The 19,624-nt window shown below is 41.6% G+C and carries 18 protein-coding genes; 10 read left to right on the top strand and 8 right to left on the bottom strand.

The window, feature by feature from the left end:
• Positions 1–78: 78 nt before the first annotated feature.
• Positions 79–279 carry a hypothetical protein gene (locus MSKOL_RS09360; RefSeq protein ID WP_048155580.1) on the bottom strand — a complete coding sequence of 67 codons (201 nt, stop codon included), beginning with the start codon at positions 277–279 and terminating at the stop codon, positions 79–81.
• A 323-nt stretch (positions 280–602) separates the two neighbouring features.
• Between MSKOL_RS09360 and MSKOL_RS09355 the strand changes: the two genes are divergently transcribed.
• Positions 603–1,376, top strand: a complete 774-nt coding sequence (locus MSKOL_RS09355; RefSeq protein ID WP_048120470.1) for a winged helix-turn-helix domain-containing protein — start codon at positions 603–605, stop codon at positions 1,374–1,376.
• A gap of 245 nt (positions 1,377–1,621) precedes the next feature.
• Here MSKOL_RS09355 and MSKOL_RS09350 read toward each other — a convergent pair whose 3' ends face one another.
• Complete coding sequence (locus tag MSKOL_RS09350) at positions 1,622–1,852, bottom strand: ferredoxin (protein ID WP_048120468.1); 231 nt, start codon at positions 1,850–1,852, stop codon at positions 1,622–1,624.
• 452 nt (positions 1,853–2,304) lie between these two features.
• Between MSKOL_RS09350 and MSKOL_RS09345 the strand changes: the two genes are divergently transcribed.
• Positions 2,305–2,619: a metal-sulfur cluster assembly factor gene (locus tag MSKOL_RS09345; RefSeq protein WP_231592158.1), complete on the top strand. Its 315-nt coding sequence runs from the start codon at positions 2,305–2,307 to the stop codon at positions 2,617–2,619.
• A 158-nt stretch (positions 2,620–2,777) separates the two neighbouring features.
• Positions 2,778–3,401: a SagB/ThcOx family dehydrogenase gene (locus MSKOL_RS09340; protein WP_197078749.1), complete on the top strand. Its 624-nt coding sequence runs from the start codon at positions 2,778–2,780 to the stop codon at positions 3,399–3,401.
• A 209-nt stretch (positions 3,402–3,610) separates the two neighbouring features.
• Here MSKOL_RS09340 and MSKOL_RS09335 read toward each other — a convergent pair whose 3' ends face one another.
• Both MSKOL_RS09335 and MSKOL_RS09330 read right to left on the bottom strand, forming a co-directional pair.
• Complete coding sequence (locus tag MSKOL_RS09335; RefSeq protein ID WP_197078865.1) at positions 3,611–4,327, bottom strand: histidine phosphatase family protein; 717 nt, start codon at positions 4,325–4,327, stop codon at positions 3,611–3,613.
• Positions 4,328–4,540: 213 nt separating this feature from the next.
• Complete coding sequence (locus MSKOL_RS09330; protein WP_231592587.1) at positions 4,541–5,248, bottom strand: HD domain-containing protein; 708 nt, start codon at positions 5,246–5,248, stop codon at positions 4,541–4,543.
• Between the two features lie 494 nt (positions 5,249–5,742).
• Here MSKOL_RS09330 and MSKOL_RS09325 point away from each other — a divergent pair, with 494 nt between their 5' ends.
• The 7 genes from MSKOL_RS09325 to MSKOL_RS09295 all read left to right on the top strand — a co-directional run bounded on the left by MSKOL_RS09325 (position 5,743) and on the right by MSKOL_RS09295 (position 14,609).
• Positions 5,743–7,479, top strand: coding sequence for an ABC transporter ATP-binding protein/permease (locus tag MSKOL_RS09325; protein WP_048155573.1), 1,737 nt, complete (start codon positions 5,743–5,745; stop codon positions 7,477–7,479).
• Entirely contained in the window at positions 7,457–9,220 is a 1,764-nt protein-coding gene (cydC, locus tag MSKOL_RS09320) for a thiol reductant ABC exporter subunit CydC (protein ID WP_048155569.1), read from the top strand. Before MSKOL_RS09325 ends, cydC begins: the two co-directional genes overlap by 23 nt.
• 249 nt (positions 9,221–9,469) lie before the next feature.
• A complete protein-coding gene (locus MSKOL_RS09315; RefSeq protein ID WP_048155566.1) occupies positions 9,470–11,047 on the top strand; it encodes an ABC transporter substrate-binding protein in 1,578 nt (525 codons plus the stop codon).
• An 80-nt stretch (positions 11,048–11,127) separates the two neighbouring features.
• Positions 11,128–12,078: an ABC transporter permease gene (locus MSKOL_RS09310; protein WP_048155563.1), complete on the top strand. Its 951-nt coding sequence runs from the start codon at positions 11,128–11,130 to the stop codon at positions 12,076–12,078.
• On the top strand, positions 12,068–12,886 hold the full coding sequence (locus tag MSKOL_RS09305; RefSeq protein ID WP_048155560.1) for an ABC transporter permease: 819 nt from the start codon (positions 12,068–12,070) through the stop codon (positions 12,884–12,886). The genes MSKOL_RS09310 and MSKOL_RS09305 overlap by 11 nt, the downstream gene beginning before the upstream one ends.
• A 96-nt stretch (positions 12,887–12,982) precedes the next feature.
• A complete protein-coding gene (locus MSKOL_RS09300; RefSeq protein WP_231592585.1) occupies positions 12,983–13,843 on the top strand; it encodes an ABC transporter ATP-binding protein in 861 nt (286 codons plus the stop codon).
• The gene (locus MSKOL_RS09295) at positions 13,836–14,609 is read left to right on the top strand and encodes an ABC transporter ATP-binding protein (RefSeq protein WP_048155554.1); all 774 of its coding nucleotides are present in this window, start codon (positions 13,836–13,838) and stop codon (positions 14,607–14,609) included. The genes MSKOL_RS09300 and MSKOL_RS09295 overlap by 8 nt, the downstream gene beginning before the upstream one ends.
• 157 nt (positions 14,610–14,766) lie before the next feature.
• On the opposite strand, the gene MSKOL_RS09290 is transcribed toward MSKOL_RS09295, so the two are convergent.
• The 4 genes from MSKOL_RS09290 to MSKOL_RS09275 form a co-directional block, all read right to left on the bottom strand.
• A complete protein-coding gene (locus tag MSKOL_RS09290; RefSeq protein WP_048155552.1) occupies positions 14,767–15,531 on the bottom strand; it encodes an endonuclease III domain-containing protein in 765 nt (254 codons plus the stop codon).
• A 322-nt stretch (positions 15,532–15,853) separates the two neighbouring features.
• The gene (locus tag MSKOL_RS09285) at positions 15,854–16,363 is read right to left on the bottom strand and encodes a phosphate-starvation-inducible PsiE family protein (protein WP_048155549.1); all 510 of its coding nucleotides are present in this window, start codon (positions 16,361–16,363) and stop codon (positions 15,854–15,856) included.
• A gap of 243 nt (positions 16,364–16,606) precedes the next feature.
• Positions 16,607–18,022 carry an ABC transporter permease gene (locus MSKOL_RS09280; RefSeq protein ID WP_048155547.1) on the bottom strand — a complete coding sequence of 472 codons (1,416 nt, stop codon included), beginning with the start codon at positions 18,020–18,022 and terminating at the stop codon, positions 16,607–16,609.
• Positions 18,023–18,056: 34 nt separating this feature from the next.
• Complete coding sequence (locus MSKOL_RS09275) at positions 18,057–19,415, bottom strand: COG1361 S-layer family protein (RefSeq protein WP_048120459.1); 1,359 nt, start codon at positions 19,413–19,415, stop codon at positions 18,057–18,059.
• Between the last annotated feature and the right edge of the window lie 209 nt (positions 19,416–19,624).

Here is a 19,624-nt window from a genome sequence, read left to right as displayed (position 1 = left end):
TCTGCCTATTTTTACTTATTTCTTCCTATTTCTGCTTTTTTCTGCCTATATTTGCCTATTTTTGCCTGTTTGCCCTGCTTACTGTCCCTGAAGCTTCTGTCCTGCTGCCTGAAGCGCTCCGCCGAGTGCCTTTGCAAGTTCACAGTTCTGAGAACACTTTGAGGGACAGTTACAGTACTTTGGGACGTTTTCCGCCATCCATTGCCCCAGAAAACCAAATGCTTTGAGCTGATCTTCATTTGCGGTCTGTATGAAGTTGTTTATATCCTGTAATTCCATGATTTATCACCAGCATCAGAAAGGTTGTGTATATTTATATACCTGAGCGTCATAATTATATACATACTTCCGATTGTATAGAAAAATGACCTTAAATGAACAAACTTTAATAATCCCTTCACTTATTCCTTCAAATATCAGTCTTAATAAACACCATTAGTAAGCCCTTCAAGTTCAACTTTAATAAATACATTCAATGGTGCCTTCAATTAACAGCATTTTTAGTAACAGTAATTATTGGCCATGATTACAACAAACTTTAACTAAAATAATTTTAATTTTTTATAGTTCAGTTTTTAAAAAGTTTCCGAGGCAAATAAAAAATGGAAATAGCTAACGAAAATTCCGAGACTTATTACCGGGAAGAACTTCACTCTATTAAGGAAGAAGTAACATCCTTGCGGAACGAATTTTCACGGTTTTTGCAGAAGGCAAACCAGCAGCATATTGAAGGGATGATTGAGGAGATGAGAAAGAGCTTCATGAGGCCCATGGTAGACTATCTCTGTGAGGACGCAAGTGATAGGATGCATACCAGGATGACAGCAGACTGTGGGATGCGGGATTTTTGTGAAAAGGCTTTTCGTGATCTCTTGCATGAAACCGCAGGGCTTGTTGGAAGAGGCCGGATCGAAGCTGAAACCATAAAGCTTTATCGGGATAAGCTGGAAGAAGTAAAAAAGGAATCTAAAACCTCAAATTGCAGCAAGTGTTTTTCGGAAGTGACGAATCTTTTTGAAAAGCAGGTCAAACTTATGCGTTCGCTCCAGATCTATGAAGAAAAGAACGAAGAGGAGAAAAAAATAGACATTAGCGAAATCGAGCCCGAAAAACTGGTCACTGAAGTTTGCGAGCCGGTAGCAAACCGACAGCGCCTTCTGATGCTCAAAGCACTTTCAGGGGAAAGCAAAACATTTTCCGAACTTTCCAAACTTACAGGCCTGCGCGGCGGGAATCTGCTATTTCACCTTCAGAAACTCCTTGAAACAGGAATGATTTTACAGCGAAATGAACGGGGAGACTATATCATTACCAGGAAAGGTTACTCTACCCTGCAGGGGCTTTCCAGAATATATTCTGAAATTGAAAATGAATAAAGAAGCAAAAGCCGTGAAAAATCAATAAAAAACGGTAAAAGAAAGCAATAATTTAAAAAGGAAGTAATAATGAAGAATAGTGGTATAAAAAAGCAATAATGATGTAAAAAGGCAATAATGATGTAAAAAGGCAATAATGATGTAAAAAGGCAATAATAATCAATAAAACTAAAAAAAAGCCAGAAAATTGGCTTAAATCAAACAAATTACCAGCCGTTACATCATCTGCTACCTCAGACGATCATTCAGCCGTCATTTCCTATTGCGTTAACCGGGCAGGCTTCTAATGCTTCTTCACAAAGTTCTTTTTCTTCGTCGTCTTCAGGTTGCTTATATACATAGGCATTGGATTCGTCGTCATTCATCTTGAAATTTTCAGGCGCAGTATCCACGCAGAGATTACAGGCTATACAGTTGTAGTCACAATAATAAGGTCCTGGAATATTTTCAGCAACTTTATCTGAATTATCGGCTATATTCACTCCCCCATTGTGTTTATTTCACAGTAAGAGTAATTAAGAGGATTTTTATATATAATTTAACGTTTGAAAATGACTTTTTCAGTGAATTAAGTTCCTCGATAATCTATACAGTCCTGTACATCCATGTATATCGAAAAAAGAGCTGGTTTGGTAACTAGCTGGGTTAGTAACTATTCGTTAGCTTTTTTGTATCCTCTAGGACTTACGCACTTGAGAAACAAAATCAACTACGTCAAAGGCTGTGGATTAAAGTCACGTTTTAGACAGTTAACGGTCCGATGCTGTTGATTTATCAGTTCAACTGCGTAATTTTTTTTGAATAATTTCACTGCTGGACACAGGTTTTCAAACTGGAGAACAGCCTTTGTTGAGGTTCTGGGAAATTTATTTAATTCTATTCACCTTTTTATTAGATGGAATGCATAAAATTGTTTTAGATCCATAACTTGAGGGGAGATGGTACCATCGTTACGAAAGAAGAAGTTATCGAAGTTCTAAAGACCTGCTACGATCCCGAAATTCCGATAAACATTATTGACCTTGGACTTGTTTATGGGATAGAGGTAGAAAGGGATCGGGTCCATATAAAAATGACTCTAACTATGCCTGGCTGTCCTATGGGAGAGCTCATTATAGAGAATGTAAAGCGAAAGGTCGAAGCAATAGAAGGAGTAAAAGAAGCAAAGATCGAGCTCGTTTGGGACACACCGTGGACTCCTGAAAGGATTTCGGAAGAAGCAATGAAGCGGATTACAAAATAATTAAGGAATAATTGGAATAATTACGGAAAAGAACTAATTAAGGGATAATTAAGGAATAATTAAGGGATAATTAAGGAATAATTAAGGAATAATTAAGGGACAATTAAGGGATAATTAAGGAATAAAAATGTTGTACCAAAAGTATGGGGGAAATAAGTATGGGAAATCAGGGTCTTACAGACCTGCCAATGAAAGTCAAACTGCCTGAGCCAGAAGCTGCGGATAGAAGCCATATCGAGGAACTCATTGCAAAACGAAGGTCTGTAAGAAGATATAAAGACAGGGAACTCTCCGAGTCCGTTATTTCTCGCTTGCTCTGGACTGCGCAGGGTATAAGTTCTAATGGCGGTTTAAGGACTTCACCATCAGCGGGTGCGCTTTATCCTCTTGAAATTCATGTAGTTACCGGAGAAGATGGAAAGCTTGAACCTGGGGTTTACAGATACATTCCCGAAGGCCATACTCTTGTCCGGGAAATTGACGGTGATATGAGGGAGAAACTTTCAAAAGCTGCTCTCTTACAGCCCATGATAAGAAATGCTCCCGTTTCATTTGTAATCTCCGCGGTTTATCCAAGGATAACAGGCAAATACGGCAGTCGAGGCATTCGTTATGCTCATATGGAAGCAGGGCACGCTGCACAAAACGTATGTATCCTGGGAGTGGAACTCGGGATAGGAACCTGTACAGTAGGAGCTTTTGAGGACGAAGAGGTAAGAAAAGTGCTTAAACTGCCAGCAAACGAAGATCCTCTCTATATTCTGCCTCTGGGTTACATGTGAATCTTTTCCGGCGCCAGAACCATTCGAAGAGTCATTTACGATCAAACTCCTTTCCAGTACCATAATATGTAAAACTGCGAAACCAGAAAAGTGGGAAAGAAAACAGGAGAAAAAAGATCTAAAAAAGATCTAAAAAAGATCTAAAATATATCTAAAAAATATCTAAAAAATATCTAAAAAATATCTAAAAAAGGAATTTAAGAAAGAACTTAGAGGTTCTTTTTAGTTTCAGGGCTCATCTCAGAGTTTTCCCGTGTTAGCTTGCCCTCAGAATACTGATATATCGCAAGTTCGCCGGTGGAAAACCTGATTTCCCTGATATCCTCATCGGAAATCCCTTCGATATATTTTACCAGAGCTCTCAGACTGCCCTGGTGAGCACAGACCAGCACATTTTTCCCTGCCTCTAAGGCAGGCAGGATTTTCTCCTTGAAATAAGGCACTGCACGTTCGTACACGACTTTGAGGCTTTCTCCTTCAGGTGGGCCTGGCTGAAAGTTCCACCGCCATGAGGCAAGTTTTTTGGCTCCGTATTTTTCTTCCATTTTCTGTTTTTTCCTGCCCTGGAGCTTCCCGTAGTAGCGCTCGTTTAAAGAAGGCGTGAAATAAATCGGAATAAGGTTTTTACCGAGCTTTTCAGGATACGAGTACCAGGCCATTTTCCCTAGATTTTCTTCATTTCCTGTTCTCTCATGGACAACAACCCCTGTTTTCTTCTGCCCGGACAATATTAAGAAAAGTGTTTCCTGCGTCCGCACAAGGTCTGAGGCAAAAGCAAGGTCCAGTTCGAATTTTTCAAGCTCTGCTGCACATTGAAGAGCCTCTTCGATTCCTTTCCTGCTGAGAGAAATGTCCACCCAGCCGGCAAGCCTTTCCTCGGGCTTTAAGCCAGGTTCTCCATGCCTGACAAGTATAAGATGACCCATTAAAACGATACTCCATATAATCAGTTTCTATAGCCAGGAGCCAGTAAGTAGGCTAGAAGCCAGTAAGTAGGCTAGAAGCCAGTAAGTAGGCTAGAAGCCAGTAAGTAGGCTAGAAGCCAGTAAGTAGGCTAGAAGCCAGTAAGTAGGCTAGAAGCCAGTAAGTAGGCTAGAAGCCAGTAAATGTAGTCAGAAACCAGTAAACACTATGGTTTATTACTTCTTCGGTACAGGCCTGAACTCAAGCCGGGTATTGTAGAGAAGATGCCATAGATCGCCTTTCTTTGCCATTCTTTCCGCATCAATTACAGATCCTTGCCCTTCGATCTCGAATCTGATACTTTGCTTCCCGAAGGTAACTTTTCCAAGCCTGCTTTCCATCCTGCTATAATCAAGGGCGTCGGCAAGCCGGACAAGGGCAGCTACTTTAAGGGTGAGGTTCTGAAGATCCTCAGGCATTTTCCCGAAGTCCTTCCCTTTAAGTTTCTCAATTTTCTCTTTACCTACACTCTTTTTATGCAGGAAAGCAGTCCAGGCAACAACAGGCCTGAGTCTTTCGGGCACTTCTAAAGGCGGGTGAAGGAGTAAAATGTTCCTTCCTGCTTTGTGATGGTTTTCAAGATCTGCTGTCACGCCGGCATCGTGAACGAGAGCAGCGATTTCTACCAGGTTCCTCATTTCGGGGTTCAGTCTGTGTATTGAATTAAGAATGTCAAAGAGTTCCAGGGCATTTCTGGCCACGTTATTGGCATGGCTACGTTCAATTTCATAAATGTAGTAGAGATCTTCCAGAGGCAAAGGCTCGGGACGAAGGGCTTTCCCAGGTTTTTTATCTACTGATAGCCTTGCGCTTGAACCTTCCTCTAGCTGATTACTTCTTGAAGGTTTATTGGCCGAATTCGAATTAAAACCCCCTTTATACACATTTCTTATCTGTATATTATCTGTATATGTTGTATCCTGAAATGATTTCGCAGACTCAAAACCATTTGGAAGTCTAATTCATAATACAATAGTAGGCGACGCAAAACGTTAAATGTTGAATAAATTCCAATTCATTGTTCATCGGTTAAGGATTCATGTCCGTTCTCTGTTACTCTTTTTTAACCCAATTCTTTCATTTTTTATTCAAACCATTCATCTCTAAATCTTTCTCCATTTGTATTCGGTTAAGGAATCTGTTAACTTTGAAATGACTACTGCAATCATCTATCCACCTTGATTTATATTTAGAGGTTAACAGAAAAAGCAATGAAAATAACACCTTATATGTCATATCTTAACCGGATACAAATAGATAACTATTTATAGTAATTTTTTGTATGGTATGTGTGTTACAAAAATAAATAAATTTCATACCAAACAAGTTTCACCGCAGGCCATTATCTACTGAATTAGTCCGTTGGAGAAGGTTTCAAGTGCTTATACGATTACTAAGCGTTACAAAAGGTGCGAGAGGTTCGCTTCTTGCAAAAGCACTGATAGGCGTACTAATTACAGGGACATATATTGTTCAAGCCTTTTTATCGGCGAAAGGCGTGAGTTATGCTTTTGCTGAGTTAAATTGGCGTCTCTTCATTCCAATAATTCTCGGAATTGTACTTATGGTCGTGCTGAGAGTTCATTTGTTATGGATAAGAGAAATATTGGGGAAATATGCGGCTGAGAAAGTCAAAGAGGCCTTGAGAATTAATCTTTTTAAGCATTTTTTTCATTTAGGTCCGGCATATATGGAGGACGGTCGCACAGGAAAGCTCCAGTCAATATTCATTGATGGCGTTGAGGCTTTGGAAGTGTTTCTAGTTGACTATATCCCTCAGGTGTTGGTCACTGCCGTCGGTCTTATATGCATTCTTCCTTATATGGCAAGCCTGGATCCACTGGTGGGTGTGATTGTTTTTGTATCAATTCTTATATCAGTACTCTGCCCGATGTTCTGGGACAAACTGATGAACAAAATCGGCCACGGCCATTGGGAATCCTATGGGAACCTCAATTCGCAGTTTGTGGACGCGATGCAGGGAATGACAACACTCAAAGCGTTCAATGCGAGTGATGAAAAAGGCAACGAGCTCGAACGAGATGCCAACGAATTGTATAAGCACACGATGAAAAAGCTCAATGTGTCGCTGATCAGCTCCGCACTTGTCGGCTTCGCGACTGCTATCGGAACGGCATTGTCAGTCGGAATCGGCGCTTTCCACTTAAGCATGGGTATGCTTGCGATGTCAAGCCTGACCGTTATTCTGTTTTTGTCAACCGAATGCTTCAGACCAATTAACGATTTAAATGCGTATTGGCACAAATCATTTTTGGGATTTTCGGCTGCTGAGAAAATGTTTGAATTTCTTGACACAACAGTAACTGTTCTGAATAAAAGCAACGACAGGCTTGTTCTTCCTGAGGGAAAGAGACCTTCTATTGATTTTAATGCCGTCACATTCTCCTATAATGACGGAAAGAGACCGGCACTCAGAAATCTCGACCTGTCAATTCCTTCGGGAGCGAAAATCGCACTCGTCGGTCAGTCAGGCGCCGGCAAATCTACTGTTGTCAATTTGCTGCTCAGGTTTTTCGACCCGCAGACGGGCAGTATCACAATCAGCAAAAAAGAGATTGGTAAATATTCAATACAGGATCTTCGCCGTCAAATCGCTGCCGTGTTTCAGGACACCTATCTATTTTACGGAACTGTTGAGGATAATATTCGCGTCGCAAAACCGGAGGCCTCCTTTAAGGAGATAGAAGATTGCTGCCGTAATTCAAACGCCCATGGCTTTATATCCGCGCTGCCACAAGGATATCAAACGATCGTCGGAGAAAGAGGCATTAGGCTTTCGGGAGGCGAACGGCAAAGAATTTCGATAGCCAGGGCGATGCTCAAGGATGCACCGATACTTGTGCTTGATGAAGCAACATCGAATGTGGACGCGTCAAATGAAAGTGCAATACAGGAAAGTCTTGATCGGCTTGCGAGAAACAAAACCACATTGGTAATTGCCCACCGGCTCTCAACAATAATAGACGCTGATGAAATATATGTGATGGGAAATGAGCATATTTGCGAACACGGGACAGCGCAAGAGCTGATATCCAGGGATGGAGCTTTTATGGAACTCATGAAAGCTCAAAATGCTGGGAATAAAATGGAGTGAAAATCAGATGAAAATATTTATTAAGCTTCTGCCGCATCTGAAACCCGTCATAAGCTCCATAATTCTCGGAATTATCACCGGAATTATGAATCAAGGCGCTGCAATCGCGTGTTCGGCTTACGGTGCTTATTTGGTCAGTCTGGCGATATTAGGGGCCACACCTCATGCAATTTTGATCGGGATTTGGGTGCTCATTGGCTTAGTTGTTCTGCGAGCTGTCATGAGTTATGCGGAAATGTGGTATGCCCATAAAGCTGCCTATGGGATATTGGCTCATTTACGAGTAAAGCTGTACAGGGCTATTGAAAAAATTGCACCGAGTTATTTAATGAATAAACGGACGGGCGACCTTTCATCAACGCTGATGTCTGATGTTGAAACCCTGGAATGGTTTTATGCACATACATATGGAGCAGCTTTTATTGCCGTGATCGTTCCGGTCATTGTTCTTGCCGTTATTGCAGTCTTGATTCATCCCTATCTTGCGCTTGTATTGATTCCGTGGCTTTTCCTGACTGCCACAGTCCCGTTCTGTTTCCAAAACCGAGCGGAAATAGATGGACGTAAAATACGCGAAGGGCTTGCCGAAGTCAATTCGGAAGTAGTTGACGGTATCCAGGGAATTCGTGAAATATTGTCCTTCGGTTATGAATCGTGGTATTTGAAAAAACTCAGAAACGCGAATAAGTGTCTGTCGGCAGTACAGCGTAAATATGGAAGCAGACAGGGAATTGAAACAGGACTTCTTAATTTTTTCATGTCCGCCGGATTGCTGAGTGTCACAATCATCTCGGTATACCTGATAAAGAACGGGATGATGGGTCGACAATGGTATGCAGTATCGATCATTCTATCCATATATGTTTTTACGCCAGTCGTCGCCATCGGTACGATGGCAAGAAGCTTTGGTATTATGCAGTCATCAACCAACCGTGTTTTTACCGTGCTCGAGATGCCGGAAACAGTAAAAGACATGGTAAAGGTAAGCAAACCATTGCAGGATAAGCTCAGTGTTGAATTCGACCATGTAAGTTTTCGATATAAAGAAGAATTGCCGCTCGTGTTAAAGGATGTTTCTTTTAGGGTGAGTCACGGAGAGACTGTGGCGCTTGTCGGTCATTCCGGATCTGGAAAGTCCACCTGCGCGAATCTGCTGCTTCGATTCTGGGATGTCACTGAAGGCTGCGTACGTGTCGGCGGTCAGGATGTACGTGATCTAAAGCAGCAGGATTTAAGGGACATTGTATCCATCGTGCCGCAGGACGTCTATCTTTTCAACTGCTCTATTAAGGATAACCTTCTGTTGAGCAAGAAAAACGCTACAGACACGGAAATCTATGAAGCGGCAAGAAAAGCCAGAATACATGATTTTATCATAAGCCTTCCGAACGGTTACGATACGGAGGTTGGTGAACGCGGCGTGCAGCTGTCCGGAGGTCAGAGACAGCGTATCGCAATTGCAAGAGCCTTGCTGAAAAACGCACCGATATTGCTGATGGATGAAGCGGTCTCGAACCTGGACACAAAAAATGAGGAAGAACTCAGAGAAGCTTTACAAGAACTCAGCAAGAACAGGATTACACTTGTTATCGCTCATAGACTTTCTACGATTATGGCTGCGGATAAAATAGTTGTGCTTGAAAAAGGAACAGTTGTGCAAACCGGCAGGCATGAAGAGATGATTTTACGTGACTGCACGTATTCAAGGCTTATCCGCACCCAATATACAAAAATGGGGTAGATGAATTTTTATTTAGAATACCGCACAAAGACTCAGTACCAAAATCTAGTGATGAATGTAAAATTCAAAATCACTAGATTTTGTAATTGGTCACAATCCTTGTAATACAACTTAGGGATTGACGTCTTTAGATACCGAATATTGATTTTAGTGAAAACCGAATTTTTCTTGCTAATTCAGATTTTCAATCAAAAAATGCAAAAATCACTGGATTTTGGACCAGAGTCCGCACAAACGGAGGAAAATAGAATGAGATTTAAGAAAATCGCAGCGTTTGTCCTCTTGGCAGTTATGGCTATCACGCTTATGGCCGGCTGCGTCAGCAAGACAAGTACCCAGGAAAACACGAATACATCCGGTGGCGTAGCGTCGGGTAAAAATACGCTTGTTATCGGTGCGCTTGCCGACTTTAAGCAAGGTTCAGGCAAAGAAGGCCAGTCAATGGTGTTTGATTTGATGACACAACGGTCGGAGAGTATGGGCGTCGAACCTGATATTATTGAGTCGTGGACAACGAATGCGGATCTGACAGAATACACACTTAAAGTTCGCCAGAATGTCAAATTCACCGATGGCACACCCTTAACTGCCGATATTGTCAAATATTCACTGCAGGCCTGGGCTCCGTATTGCGATGGCAGTTTTATTTATTCACTGGAATCAATGGACGTTGTTAATGATACTACCCTGGATGTAAAATTTAACAAGAGCTATGGCAACTTTCCGACGGAGATGACCAGAATTTATGTCTCGCTTCCCGGTTCCCTTGATGACAAGGGCAACGTTGTTAACTGGGTGGGAACAGGACCATTCATTCTCGATGATTATCAGACTGATCAGAGCGCGACACTTAAAACAAACAAAGATTACTGGAACAAGGACAAAATGCCTTCGATCGACGGCGTCAAGTGGGTTGTTATTCCTGATGAAAACGCGCGAATCATGGCGCTTCAAAGCGGTCAGGTTGATGTCATCGGCGTTGCTGAGCATTATTGCGCGCTTTCCTACGCAGCTGTTGCAGAGCTGAAGAAGGATGATAATTATGTTGTTGACTTAAATCCTGATAGCGGCTTGATCGCAACATACGTTTATAACTATGCTGAAGGGCCTATGACGGATATAAACCTCAGAAAAGCCGTTACATATGCAATTGACCGCAAGACTCTTGCCGATACCGTAATGTCCGGTATGGGAGCTGAAAGCGGCGATTTCATGAGAAGAAAATATGACTTTTCGCCGAGAAATGAAAAAGAATATACTTACGACTTGGATGCAGCAAAGGCTGCGCTGACAGCAGGCGGATATGTGGATACAAACGGTGATGGCATTGTTGAAAAAGATGGGCAGCCTGTTGTTTTACGGTTTGTGGTTGAGAGCGATGAAACCGCAAGAGCGACCGCTGTATTTGTTCAAGACTGCCTGAAGAAGGTTGGCATAGATACAAAACTTGAGGCGCTGGATGATTCAGCCAGAGCAGAAAAAGAAAAAGATGGCGATTTTGATATTGCATACACACATCCGTGGCTTACAACGCCTCAAACATACATGTCCTGGAGAGGCGCGGTCAACACCTATGATGATTTTGGAATCGGCTTTGGCGTTAGCAGCAACTTCTCAACGTATTTAGACGAAGTCTTAGTGAAGAGCTCAAAAGATGATCTGTGGAATACTTTTGACAAGGTGTGGGCAGAAGAGTACGCGTTTTATCCGGGAACCGGGTTGTATACAACACCCAGGGTGTTTATCCACTCGAAGGATGTTACAGGGTTTATTTTTAACCCAAATGAGTGTGTCATTGATTTGTCCGGCGTGAAGATTACGAGATAAAAGTAAACAGAAAGCATATTCAGGCCTTAAGGTTTGCTTAAGGCCTGAATATGCTTAAAGTCTCAAATTGTAGATCAGATATGAGAGTTCAGGTGATTATAAAAAAGCTCTGTAGAACACTTGTCACAGCTTTGCTTGTCGCATTATTGTGTTTTAGCGTGATGTTCTACTCTCCGGGTAACCCTGCAGAGAAGCTATTGCGGTATAAAGACCCAACAGGAGGCTTGAACCCGAAAACAGTTGAGATGTATGCGGAAAAGCTGGGTACTAATGGAAATTTTTTTGAACAGTTTGGGGCCTGGTTGGCCGGGATTCTGAAAGGCGATTTCGGGACATCATTTAAAACCGGATTACCGGTTCTGCATGAATTTACGACTAGAGCAGGATGTACCATATCGCTGATGTTACTTTCTACTCTTCTCGCGCTTGTCGTAGGATTATCATTAGGCATTCTGTCAACTCGATATCATAATACAATTCTAGATAAAGTCATTCGTTTTTTTGCTGTGTTCAATATGTCCGTACCGAGCTTCTGGCTGGCGCTCTTATTCCTATGGATTTTCTCAATTCGACTCCATCTGCTGCCCTCATTCGGATTTAATGGATTTTCGAGCCTTATCCTGCCTGTAGCGGTTCTTGGGTTGAGCTATTCAAGTACCATTATCAAAATAACAAAATCATGCCTCATGGATAACCTTTCGAGCGTATATGTTGTTACTGCAAGAGCAAAAGGCTTAAGCGAGAGTTCTATTATGATCAGGCATGTCCTGATAAATATCGCACTTCCGATCATCACCTTATGCGGTACTAATATGGCGAGCTTGCTGGGCGGAAGTGTCATTATCGAGAATATATACGGGCTGCCCGGCTTGGGGAACTACCTAGTCATGGCAATAATGGTGAAAGATTTTCCGGTTATACTGGGGTTTGTTTTTATATTCGCTCTCTTCATTATGCTAATAAACCTATTGGTGGATCTTACATACACTCTGATCGATCCCAGAGTTAGGATGGCAATGAATGAAAAATAATAAACATATCATTATTATCCTTACGGTATTAACCGCTATTTTGCTTTTATTTGTCATTTTCTCACCTTATCTGTTCTCGGCTAGTTATGATCTTGATATAAAAAATGCGCTTCAAGCGCCAAGTTCTGTGCATTTGTTCGGTAGCGACAATCTTGGCCGCGATTTATTTGGACGTTCATTTATCGGTTTGAGGCTTTCTCTGGCACTAGCACTCGTTATTCAGATCATTTGCTTATTTGTGGGTGCGATTTTTGGTTCAATTTCTGGTTATTACGGTGGCGTTATCGATAAGGTATATACCATGATTCAAGATGTTGTGATGTCATTTCCAAGCTTAATTGCGTCGTTATGCTTGATCGCCATGCTGGGGCCTGGAATACATACCCTTATTATCGCGTTATCGTGTACCGGTTGGGTGACATATGCCCGCCTGATCCGCAGTGAGGTTGTCAGCCTTAAGGAACTGGATTATATACAGGGTGCACGAGCTATTGGCGCATCAAGCGGTTATGTGCTCTTCAGGCATATCCTTCCAAATGTTGTGCGGCCGCTTATTCCTCTTTTTACTCTTATGATCGGGCATACTGTTCTGGCAATATCAGGACTTGGTTTTTTGGGTTTTGGCGTGCAGCCGCCAACTGCGGAAATCGGTCTGATGATCAAGGACGGATTAACCTATATAACAAGAGCGCCCTGGATGATCCTGGCCCCAGGATTGCTGCTTTGCTTATACGTATGGCTTTTCAACGTACTCGGAGACGAGCTGCAGGAATGGCTGAATCCCAAGAAAGATTATCTCCACATTTAGGGAAGTCTAAGTATGGAAAAACTGCTTGAAATTCAGAATTTATGTACACATTTTGACAGTAGAAACGGCTGCGTCAATGCTGTATGTAACGTCAATATGGATATACATCGCGGGCAAATTATTGGGCTGATCGGTGAGACAGGCTGCGGTAAATCGGTCCTGGGACAGTCTGTCCTGAAACTTCTTCCGAAGAACGCCTGTATTACTGGTAAGATATTATTCGAAGGTAAAGATATCCTTAAAATGTCTGATAAGGAGCTGAGAGCTGTCAGAGGTCACAAGATTGCATTTATTTGCCAGAACCCAGCTGAAGCGCTTAACCCCTTGATGAAAAATGGAACGCAGATCATGGAATCAGTTAGAATAAATCAGGCAGTATCAAAAAAAGAATGTCGCGAAACTTCGATAGACTTACTCAGTGTACTCGGTTTTTCAGAACCCAAAGCCATTATGCACCAATATCCCAATGAGCTGAGTGGTGGTATGAAACAACGAGTCCTTGCAGCAATGGGGATGAGCGGTTATCCCTCTTTATTGATCGCTGACGAACCGACGAAGGGCCTGGATGCTATTAAGCGCGGGCAGGTTATTGCGACGATCAGGAAGTTCACTGAAACAACAGGCAGCGCTGTGTTAATCATCACACATGATCTGAAATTTGCGTCAGCTATTTGTGATACAATCGCTGTGATGTATGCCGGTGAAATTGTTGAAACGGGAGATGTGGAGACACTGTTTAATGACCCTAAACATCCATATTTAATGGGTTTAATAAAGTCGCAGCCATGTGAAGGACTCAATGTTCTAAATGGCACAGTATGCAGTTTAATTGATTTACCTTCTAATTGTAGATTTTTTGACCGCTGTTCATATGCAACTGGTGTCTGCCAAGATCAGCATCCAGACCTTCTTACTCTAAATAAAGAACATAGAGTGAGGTGCCTAAAATATGTTTGAAGTCCGAAATCTCTCAAAGGTTTACAATTCCGGTGTCATACATAAAGCATCTTTGAAGGCTGTTGACGATGTGACGTTTTCTGTTGACAGAGGCGAAACGGTTGGAATAATCGGTGAAAGCGGCTGTGGTAAGACGAGCCTTGCCAAGATGGTTCTCAAATTGTTGAAAAGCAGTTCGGGGAGTATGTACCTTAATGGTGAAGATGTTTCAAGTATCAGGGGAGATAAACTGAAGAGCTACAGGCAAAAGGTTCAAATCATTTTTCAGAACCCGGAATCGTCGATTAATCCCCACATGAAAATATACAATTGTATCGCCGAAGTGCTCCGAATTAACAAATTAGCATCCAGGAAAAGTGAAGATGAAAAAGCACTGATTAACCAATTGATTAGCATGGTGGGGCTACAGCAGGAACATTTGAACAGATACTCATGGGAGCTTAGCGGTGGTCAGATACAGAGAGTAGCGTTGTCCAGGGTATTAGCTTTAAAGCCCGAGTTGTTAGTTGCCGATGAACCTACATCCATGCTTGATGTATCCGTTCAAGCTCAAGTTTTAACTCTATTAAGGTCAATGCAAAGAGAACAGGGCTTTGCAATGTTATTTATTTCGCATGACCTGGATGTAGTCCGGGTTATGTGTGATCGGGTCATCGTAATGTTTATGGGGAAAATAGTAGAATCCGGAACTGTTGATCAGGTGTTCAGTCATCCTTGCCATATCTACACAAAATCATTACTCGAAGAATATGAATGCCTTAGATAAAAAATTCTTCTGCTAACGATTAGTGTAAATATTGCTGTCCAGATTAGAGCTTCAATTACCTGCATATTCTTTGTTTCAAGAACGTCTAACGCGCATTAAATTCTGATTAGTCCATATGAAAACATATTGAATATTACAAATGAAAATATATTGAATGTTACAATATACACTTTAGTATCTCATCATTAGTCCAAATGCTTTTTTTCTGATAATATCTCTTTGCATGCTCCACAAGCAGTGCATGATATTCCTGGTAAACAGCCAGGTCTTCAGGCAAATTTTCTTCAAACAGGGCTTTGATTTCATTGTAGCCCGCCTTTTCGTCAACAAGACCCAGGTTTGTCACTATTCTTTTAGTATAAGCATCAACAACAAAAGAAGGCTGTTTGAAGGCATAGAGCAGAATCGAATCTGCAGTTTCAGGACCCACGCCTTTTAAGGAAAGAAGCTCTTTACGCGCAGGAATTCGATCTTCAAGTTCCGAAAACCAGCAGGCAAGGTCTTTCAGGCGCACTGCTTTCTGGTTGTAATAACCTGCCGGCCTGATAGCTTCTTTCAGGACTTCCGGGTCAAGGGAAAGAATTACTTCTGGAGAAAAGGAGTGTGTCTGCTTAAGGCTAAGGATATCTTTAAGGTTCAGAAGAGCCTTTTCAACCTGTATCCAGCTCGTGTTCTGCGTAAGCAGAGCTCCACAGATAATCTCAAACTGCTGGTTTCTGGTTTGTGGATAGGTGTAATCTGCGGGGTGATACCCCTGGATAGAGCCGGTTTTTGTTGGATTTTTCCCACCGGATTCACGAAGTTCGGTTAAAGGCCACCAACCCTGAGGGCCATAGGAGCCAAGGAGACAATCGTATATTTTCCTGATAACAGGCTTCAGCCCTTTTTTTTCGGTATTGAGATTTTGAGCACTCTCTTTCATTTAAACATCTCATACTCAAGAATAGTTTAAAACTTTTTATTTCAGGATTAGCCTTTACTACCTTTCTAACTTTCCAGCTTTACTAACTTTCCAGCTTTACTAGCCTTTACTACCTTTCTAACCTTCTGGCTTTCTAGTTTTCCAGCTTTCTAGTTTTCCAGCTTTACTAACTTTACTAATTTTACTTAATCTTCGTAGCCAAAATTTATTCTAAATTTATCCTTACATGTGTGATCAAAAATAAAAAATATTTTATTCTGTCTTCTAGAGGCAGAATATAACACAGCAGAGGCGAGACTGCTCAAACGCTTTAAAAAAGAAATTAATTGCTCTCAGAGGCAGCTTTGCATTTATCTAAGATGGCACTAACACTCTGTTTTGCAGTTTGCCCTTCACTCTGTACAGTAGTTGTATCAGCTCCCGGAGCCCGGGATTTTGCGGGGGAATATTTGATAGCAAGCACCCTCATTATACTGAGTACAAACAATAAAGCCGCCAGACTTAAAATAAATTCATATCCGAATTCCTGTGAATAGAGTCCGACTGCAATTTCACGCAGGACTATAAATATTGTGGCATCTGTGATATCCGTAAGCCTGATCCTGTCGTTCTCCTGGTAATCAACAAAAGCTTTGAAAAGGTCAATCACAATAAAAACCGTCAATACACTTGTTACCATGTGACTGAATCCGCTTTCGAGAGACTCAAAAATAATGAGACGGATATCCAGCAAGGTCTTTACCATTCCCATAATTAAAGCCAGCAGTAGTATATAAAGAAAGATTATACTGATACTATCAGTGACCTTTTTAAATAGTTTAATACTATCCATTTTATCTCCTATATCCACTGCTTCTCATATTTTAGGCCATATATATAGTTTTTCATATAATTCTTCATATTTATTCAAGAAATATAGTTTTTGACTTATAATCACCTCTTTTTCTATTCCTTTTTCTATTCCTCTGTTACTTTCTAAGACGATTATTTCAGGTGAAATAATCTCCAGTAAGACATTCTTCTTTTAAACTGTTCATTCCAAACTGTTCATTCCAAACTGTTCATTCCAAACTGTTCATTCATATCTCAGTGCATCCACTGGTTTCAGTTCCGATGCATTCTTTGCAGGCACGAGACCTGCAATCAGACCCACAACTATGGAAACTAAGGTCGAAATAAAGGTAGCTTTAAAGCTGAGGGCGAATTCGAAGGGAGCATTCATTTTTATAGAGATGAAGAAAAGGACCGCCTGCACTGCAACTGTGCCGAGGAGAATACCTATGATTCCGCCTACAAGGCTAATCATTGCAGAATTGCAAAGAAAGATCAGCATTATATCTTGGTTTTTTGCTCCTATGGCTTTCATGATCCCGATCTCTTTAGTTTTCTCAAGGACAGACGTAAACATTGTATTCGCAATTCCTGTAGAGCCTACAAGGAGAGAAATGCCTGCAATGAACGCCAGGAAGGCGGTAAGGCCGTTAATCATCTTTCTTGTGCTATCAATTGCTTCTTTTTGAGAATTCACATAGAAGTCCTGGGTATCTTCAGTAACTCTTCTCGAGAGCCTTAGGCTGCGCTCGATATCTTTAATAGCTACTTCATAATCTGCATCTTTTTTGAGTTTAACTTCTATTGTGCTGTAAACATCTGTGCTGTAGTCATCTGTGCTGTAGTCATCCGTTTCGGTCTCAGAAAGGTCTTCGTTGCTGGAAAGGGAATATGCATCCTGGTAAGGCATATATATACTACTCCCGAAAAGTCCTGAAAGACCTCCAAGAATCCCACTACCTGTTGCCAGAATCCCAACTACTCTGTACGATTTGCCATTCAATAGAACTATCTCGTTAATCCTGATTTCCCTCTCGAAAGTTTTCTTTGCGAGCTCATTTGAAAGAACCACAACGTTCCTATCTCCGGTTTCCAGCATTCGGCCCTTCTCTACATCCTTTTTTGAGATTTTAGGCCAGACAGCTGGGTCCACGCCTGTCACCCAGACATCGGTACTCTCGGCTCCTATCTTCATTTCTGCGCTGTTTTCAACATTAACGTTGATATATTCGATAGCCGGAATGCGGCGCAGGGTAAGTATATCCATATTTGTAAGTTGAGGTTCCGTCATCTGTTCAAAATCGACAGTATCAGATGTATTGATCTGAGTTTCCTCTTCACTTTCTCCGTTCTCTTCGGTCTCTACAGTTGTCTCCAGGCTATCTTCAGAAACTTCTGAACTTCCTTCCGTATTTTCCGAGTCAACTACTACAGATTCTTCATCGTTTACCTGGAAGGGAGTTGAGGCTACGATTGTGATGATATCACCACCGAAGCCTTCCAGAGTTTCAGTTACCTCTTTCTCAAAATATTCCCCAGTAGTGACAATCGCCATTACCGAGGCAATGCCTATTATTATCCCTATTATAGTCAGCCAGCTCCTCAGCTTATTGGCTTTGACCATACTAAAGGCAATTTTTAAAATTTTTCCCGGTTTCATGGAACACAGACTCCATTTTCCGCGTTCTTTTGATTTACTTGTCCGGGTCATCGAACTTTATTTTGTTAAGCTCATCTTCCTGTGCGTTCTTCATTTGGATCTTCTTTTGACGTTTTTTGTAGATGACAGCGCCCGCTACACAGACGAGTATAAGTAATCCGATATACATCAGTGAGCTAGAATTACCCCCTTCCGATTCATCAGACTCGGCTGATGGGGTAAAAGACGAAGAATAAAGAGGGAGCTCTTTTTCCAAAGTCTGCCTTATTCCGTCATTTGAGGTATAGCTAATTTCAAATTTAATGGGAAGTTCTTTATTCATTGCTACTGGCTTCAGGTCGAAATCGGCAATTGTATTGTCTCCTTTTTGAAGGTTCCCAAGAACTACTGAGTTACTGCTACCACCCGTAACAGTCCAGTTTGCCTGTGAGGGGACAGAAATCTTGACTGAGTTTGCCGCGTTGTTTCCGATGTTCGAAACCGTAAAAGTATAAGCTCCTGTCGGACTTCTTTCCATAAATGCGATATCGAAATCAGTGGTGCCTCCTACATAGACTCCTGCCTTGCTTGTGATCTCTTTTCGCTTCTGGTTTTCTACAGTGCCCGCTTCCGTTATAGTCTGAAGTTCTTCGACATCATCATAGGTGAGCACCATGTCCAGCTTATAAAGTCCCGGCTTTGTATTGACGTTTGTCAGGACCTGAAAGCTGACATTCTCAGTGTCTCCGATGTCAATCAAGTTAATGTGCTTAACATTGCTTGCTCCGACAGGCAGGATCACGTCATTAGTACAGTCCCAGGAAAACATCGCATTCTTCAGAGGAGAATTTCCCACATTTTTTATGCCGAAAACAAGATTGGTTTTCTGCCCTGGCACCATTTTTTCGACACTGATATATTCTATTTCAGCATTTGATTCGCTATCAATTTCAATATCAAAATCTTTTGTAAGAGTAAGCCGGCTGTCGTCCTTAGTTGCGTAAACGTATACTTTTAGAGGATATGTGCCTTCATTGACATTGTTTTCAATCCCCAGCTTGAATTTTACGACCTTCTGACGGTTATCTGCATAGCGTTTTCCCAGAGTGCCTATATCCTTTACAAGCGTCTCGCCGGCAAGAGCCTTGAAAGGGTACTCTGGCTTGATTTCCAGAACACAGTTCTCCAGATCCTCATATCCCGTGTTCTGAATCGAAAGCCTGATTTCAAGGACATCTCCGGGTTCTACCGGGTCAGGGTCCTGGTTAAGCAGATCCAGAGTTAAGCCTTCATCAAGTCCCGAACTAATATTGGAGGTGCTCTCATCTTCTGAAGTATCTTCCGCCAGGGCAGGGGGAACGCAAAAGAAAAAAAGCAAGAGCAAGCAAATAAAACCTGTAAGTTTAAAACCCATCTCAATTCCTCATTTTTTACTTTTTTCATAACTCTAAAAATGTCCAAAAAGGTTTTATCGGGCGTACATGGTCCGAATAGAGTTTGGTATGATTTGAATACTGAAATAATCCAAATAATCTGAAATAATCCAAATAATCTGAATAATCCAAATAATCTGAATAATCCAAATAATCTGAATAATCCAAATAATCTGAATAATCCAAATAA

It is taken from the genome of Methanosarcina sp. Kolksee, assembly GCF_000969945.1.
Classification (GTDB): domain Archaea; phylum Halobacteriota; class Methanosarcinia; order Methanosarcinales; family Methanosarcinaceae; genus Methanosarcina; species Methanosarcina vacuolata.
The sequence above is the reverse complement of the archived record's forward strand: the minus strand, read 5'-3'. Positions and strand labels throughout refer to the sequence as shown.

Excerpts from the sequence above, each read along its gene's own strand:
- MSKOL_RS09305 (WP_048155560.1), top strand. The coding sequence starts at position 12,068 with ATGAAAAATAATAAACATATCATTATTATCCTTACGGTATTAACCGCT.
- MSKOL_RS09335 (WP_197078865.1), bottom strand. The coding sequence starts at position 4,327 with ATGGGTCATCTTATACTTGTCAGGCATGGAGAACCTGGCTTAAAGCCC.
- MSKOL_RS09315 (WP_048155566.1), top strand. The coding sequence starts at position 9,470 with ATGAGATTTAAGAAAATCGCAGCGTTTGTCCTCTTGGCAGTTATGGCT.
- MSKOL_RS09360 (WP_048155580.1), bottom strand. The coding sequence starts at position 279 with ATGGAATTACAGGATATAAACAACTTCATACAGACCGCAAATGAAGAT.
- MSKOL_RS09310 (WP_048155563.1), top strand. The coding sequence starts at position 11,128 with ATGAGAGTTCAGGTGATTATAAAAAAGCTCTGTAGAACACTTGTCACA.
- cydC (WP_048155569.1), top strand. The coding sequence starts at position 7,457 with ATGCTGGGAATAAAATGGAGTGAAAATCAGATGAAAATATTTATTAAG.
- MSKOL_RS09300 (WP_231592585.1), top strand. The coding sequence starts at position 12,983 with ATGGATATACATCGCGGGCAAATTATTGGGCTGATCGGTGAGACAGGC.
- MSKOL_RS09280 (WP_048155547.1), bottom strand. The coding sequence starts at position 18,022 with ATGAAACCGGGAAAAATTTTAAAAATTGCCTTTAGTATGGTCAAAGCC.
- MSKOL_RS09355 (WP_048120470.1), top strand. The coding sequence starts at position 603 with ATGGAAATAGCTAACGAAAATTCCGAGACTTATTACCGGGAAGAACTT.
- MSKOL_RS09295 (WP_048155554.1), top strand. The coding sequence starts at position 13,836 with ATGTTTGAAGTCCGAAATCTCTCAAAGGTTTACAATTCCGGTGTCATA.
- MSKOL_RS09340 (WP_197078749.1), top strand. The coding sequence starts at position 2,778 with ATGGGAAATCAGGGTCTTACAGACCTGCCAATGAAAGTCAAACTGCCT.
- MSKOL_RS09290 (WP_048155552.1), bottom strand. The coding sequence starts at position 15,531 with ATGAAAGAGAGTGCTCAAAATCTCAATACCGAAAAAAAAGGGCTGAAG.
- MSKOL_RS09275 (WP_048120459.1), bottom strand. The coding sequence starts at position 19,415 with ATGGGTTTTAAACTTACAGGTTTTATTTGCTTGCTCTTGCTTTTTTTC.
- MSKOL_RS09285 (WP_048155549.1), bottom strand. The coding sequence starts at position 16,363 with ATGGATAGTATTAAACTATTTAAAAAGGTCACTGATAGTATCAGTATA.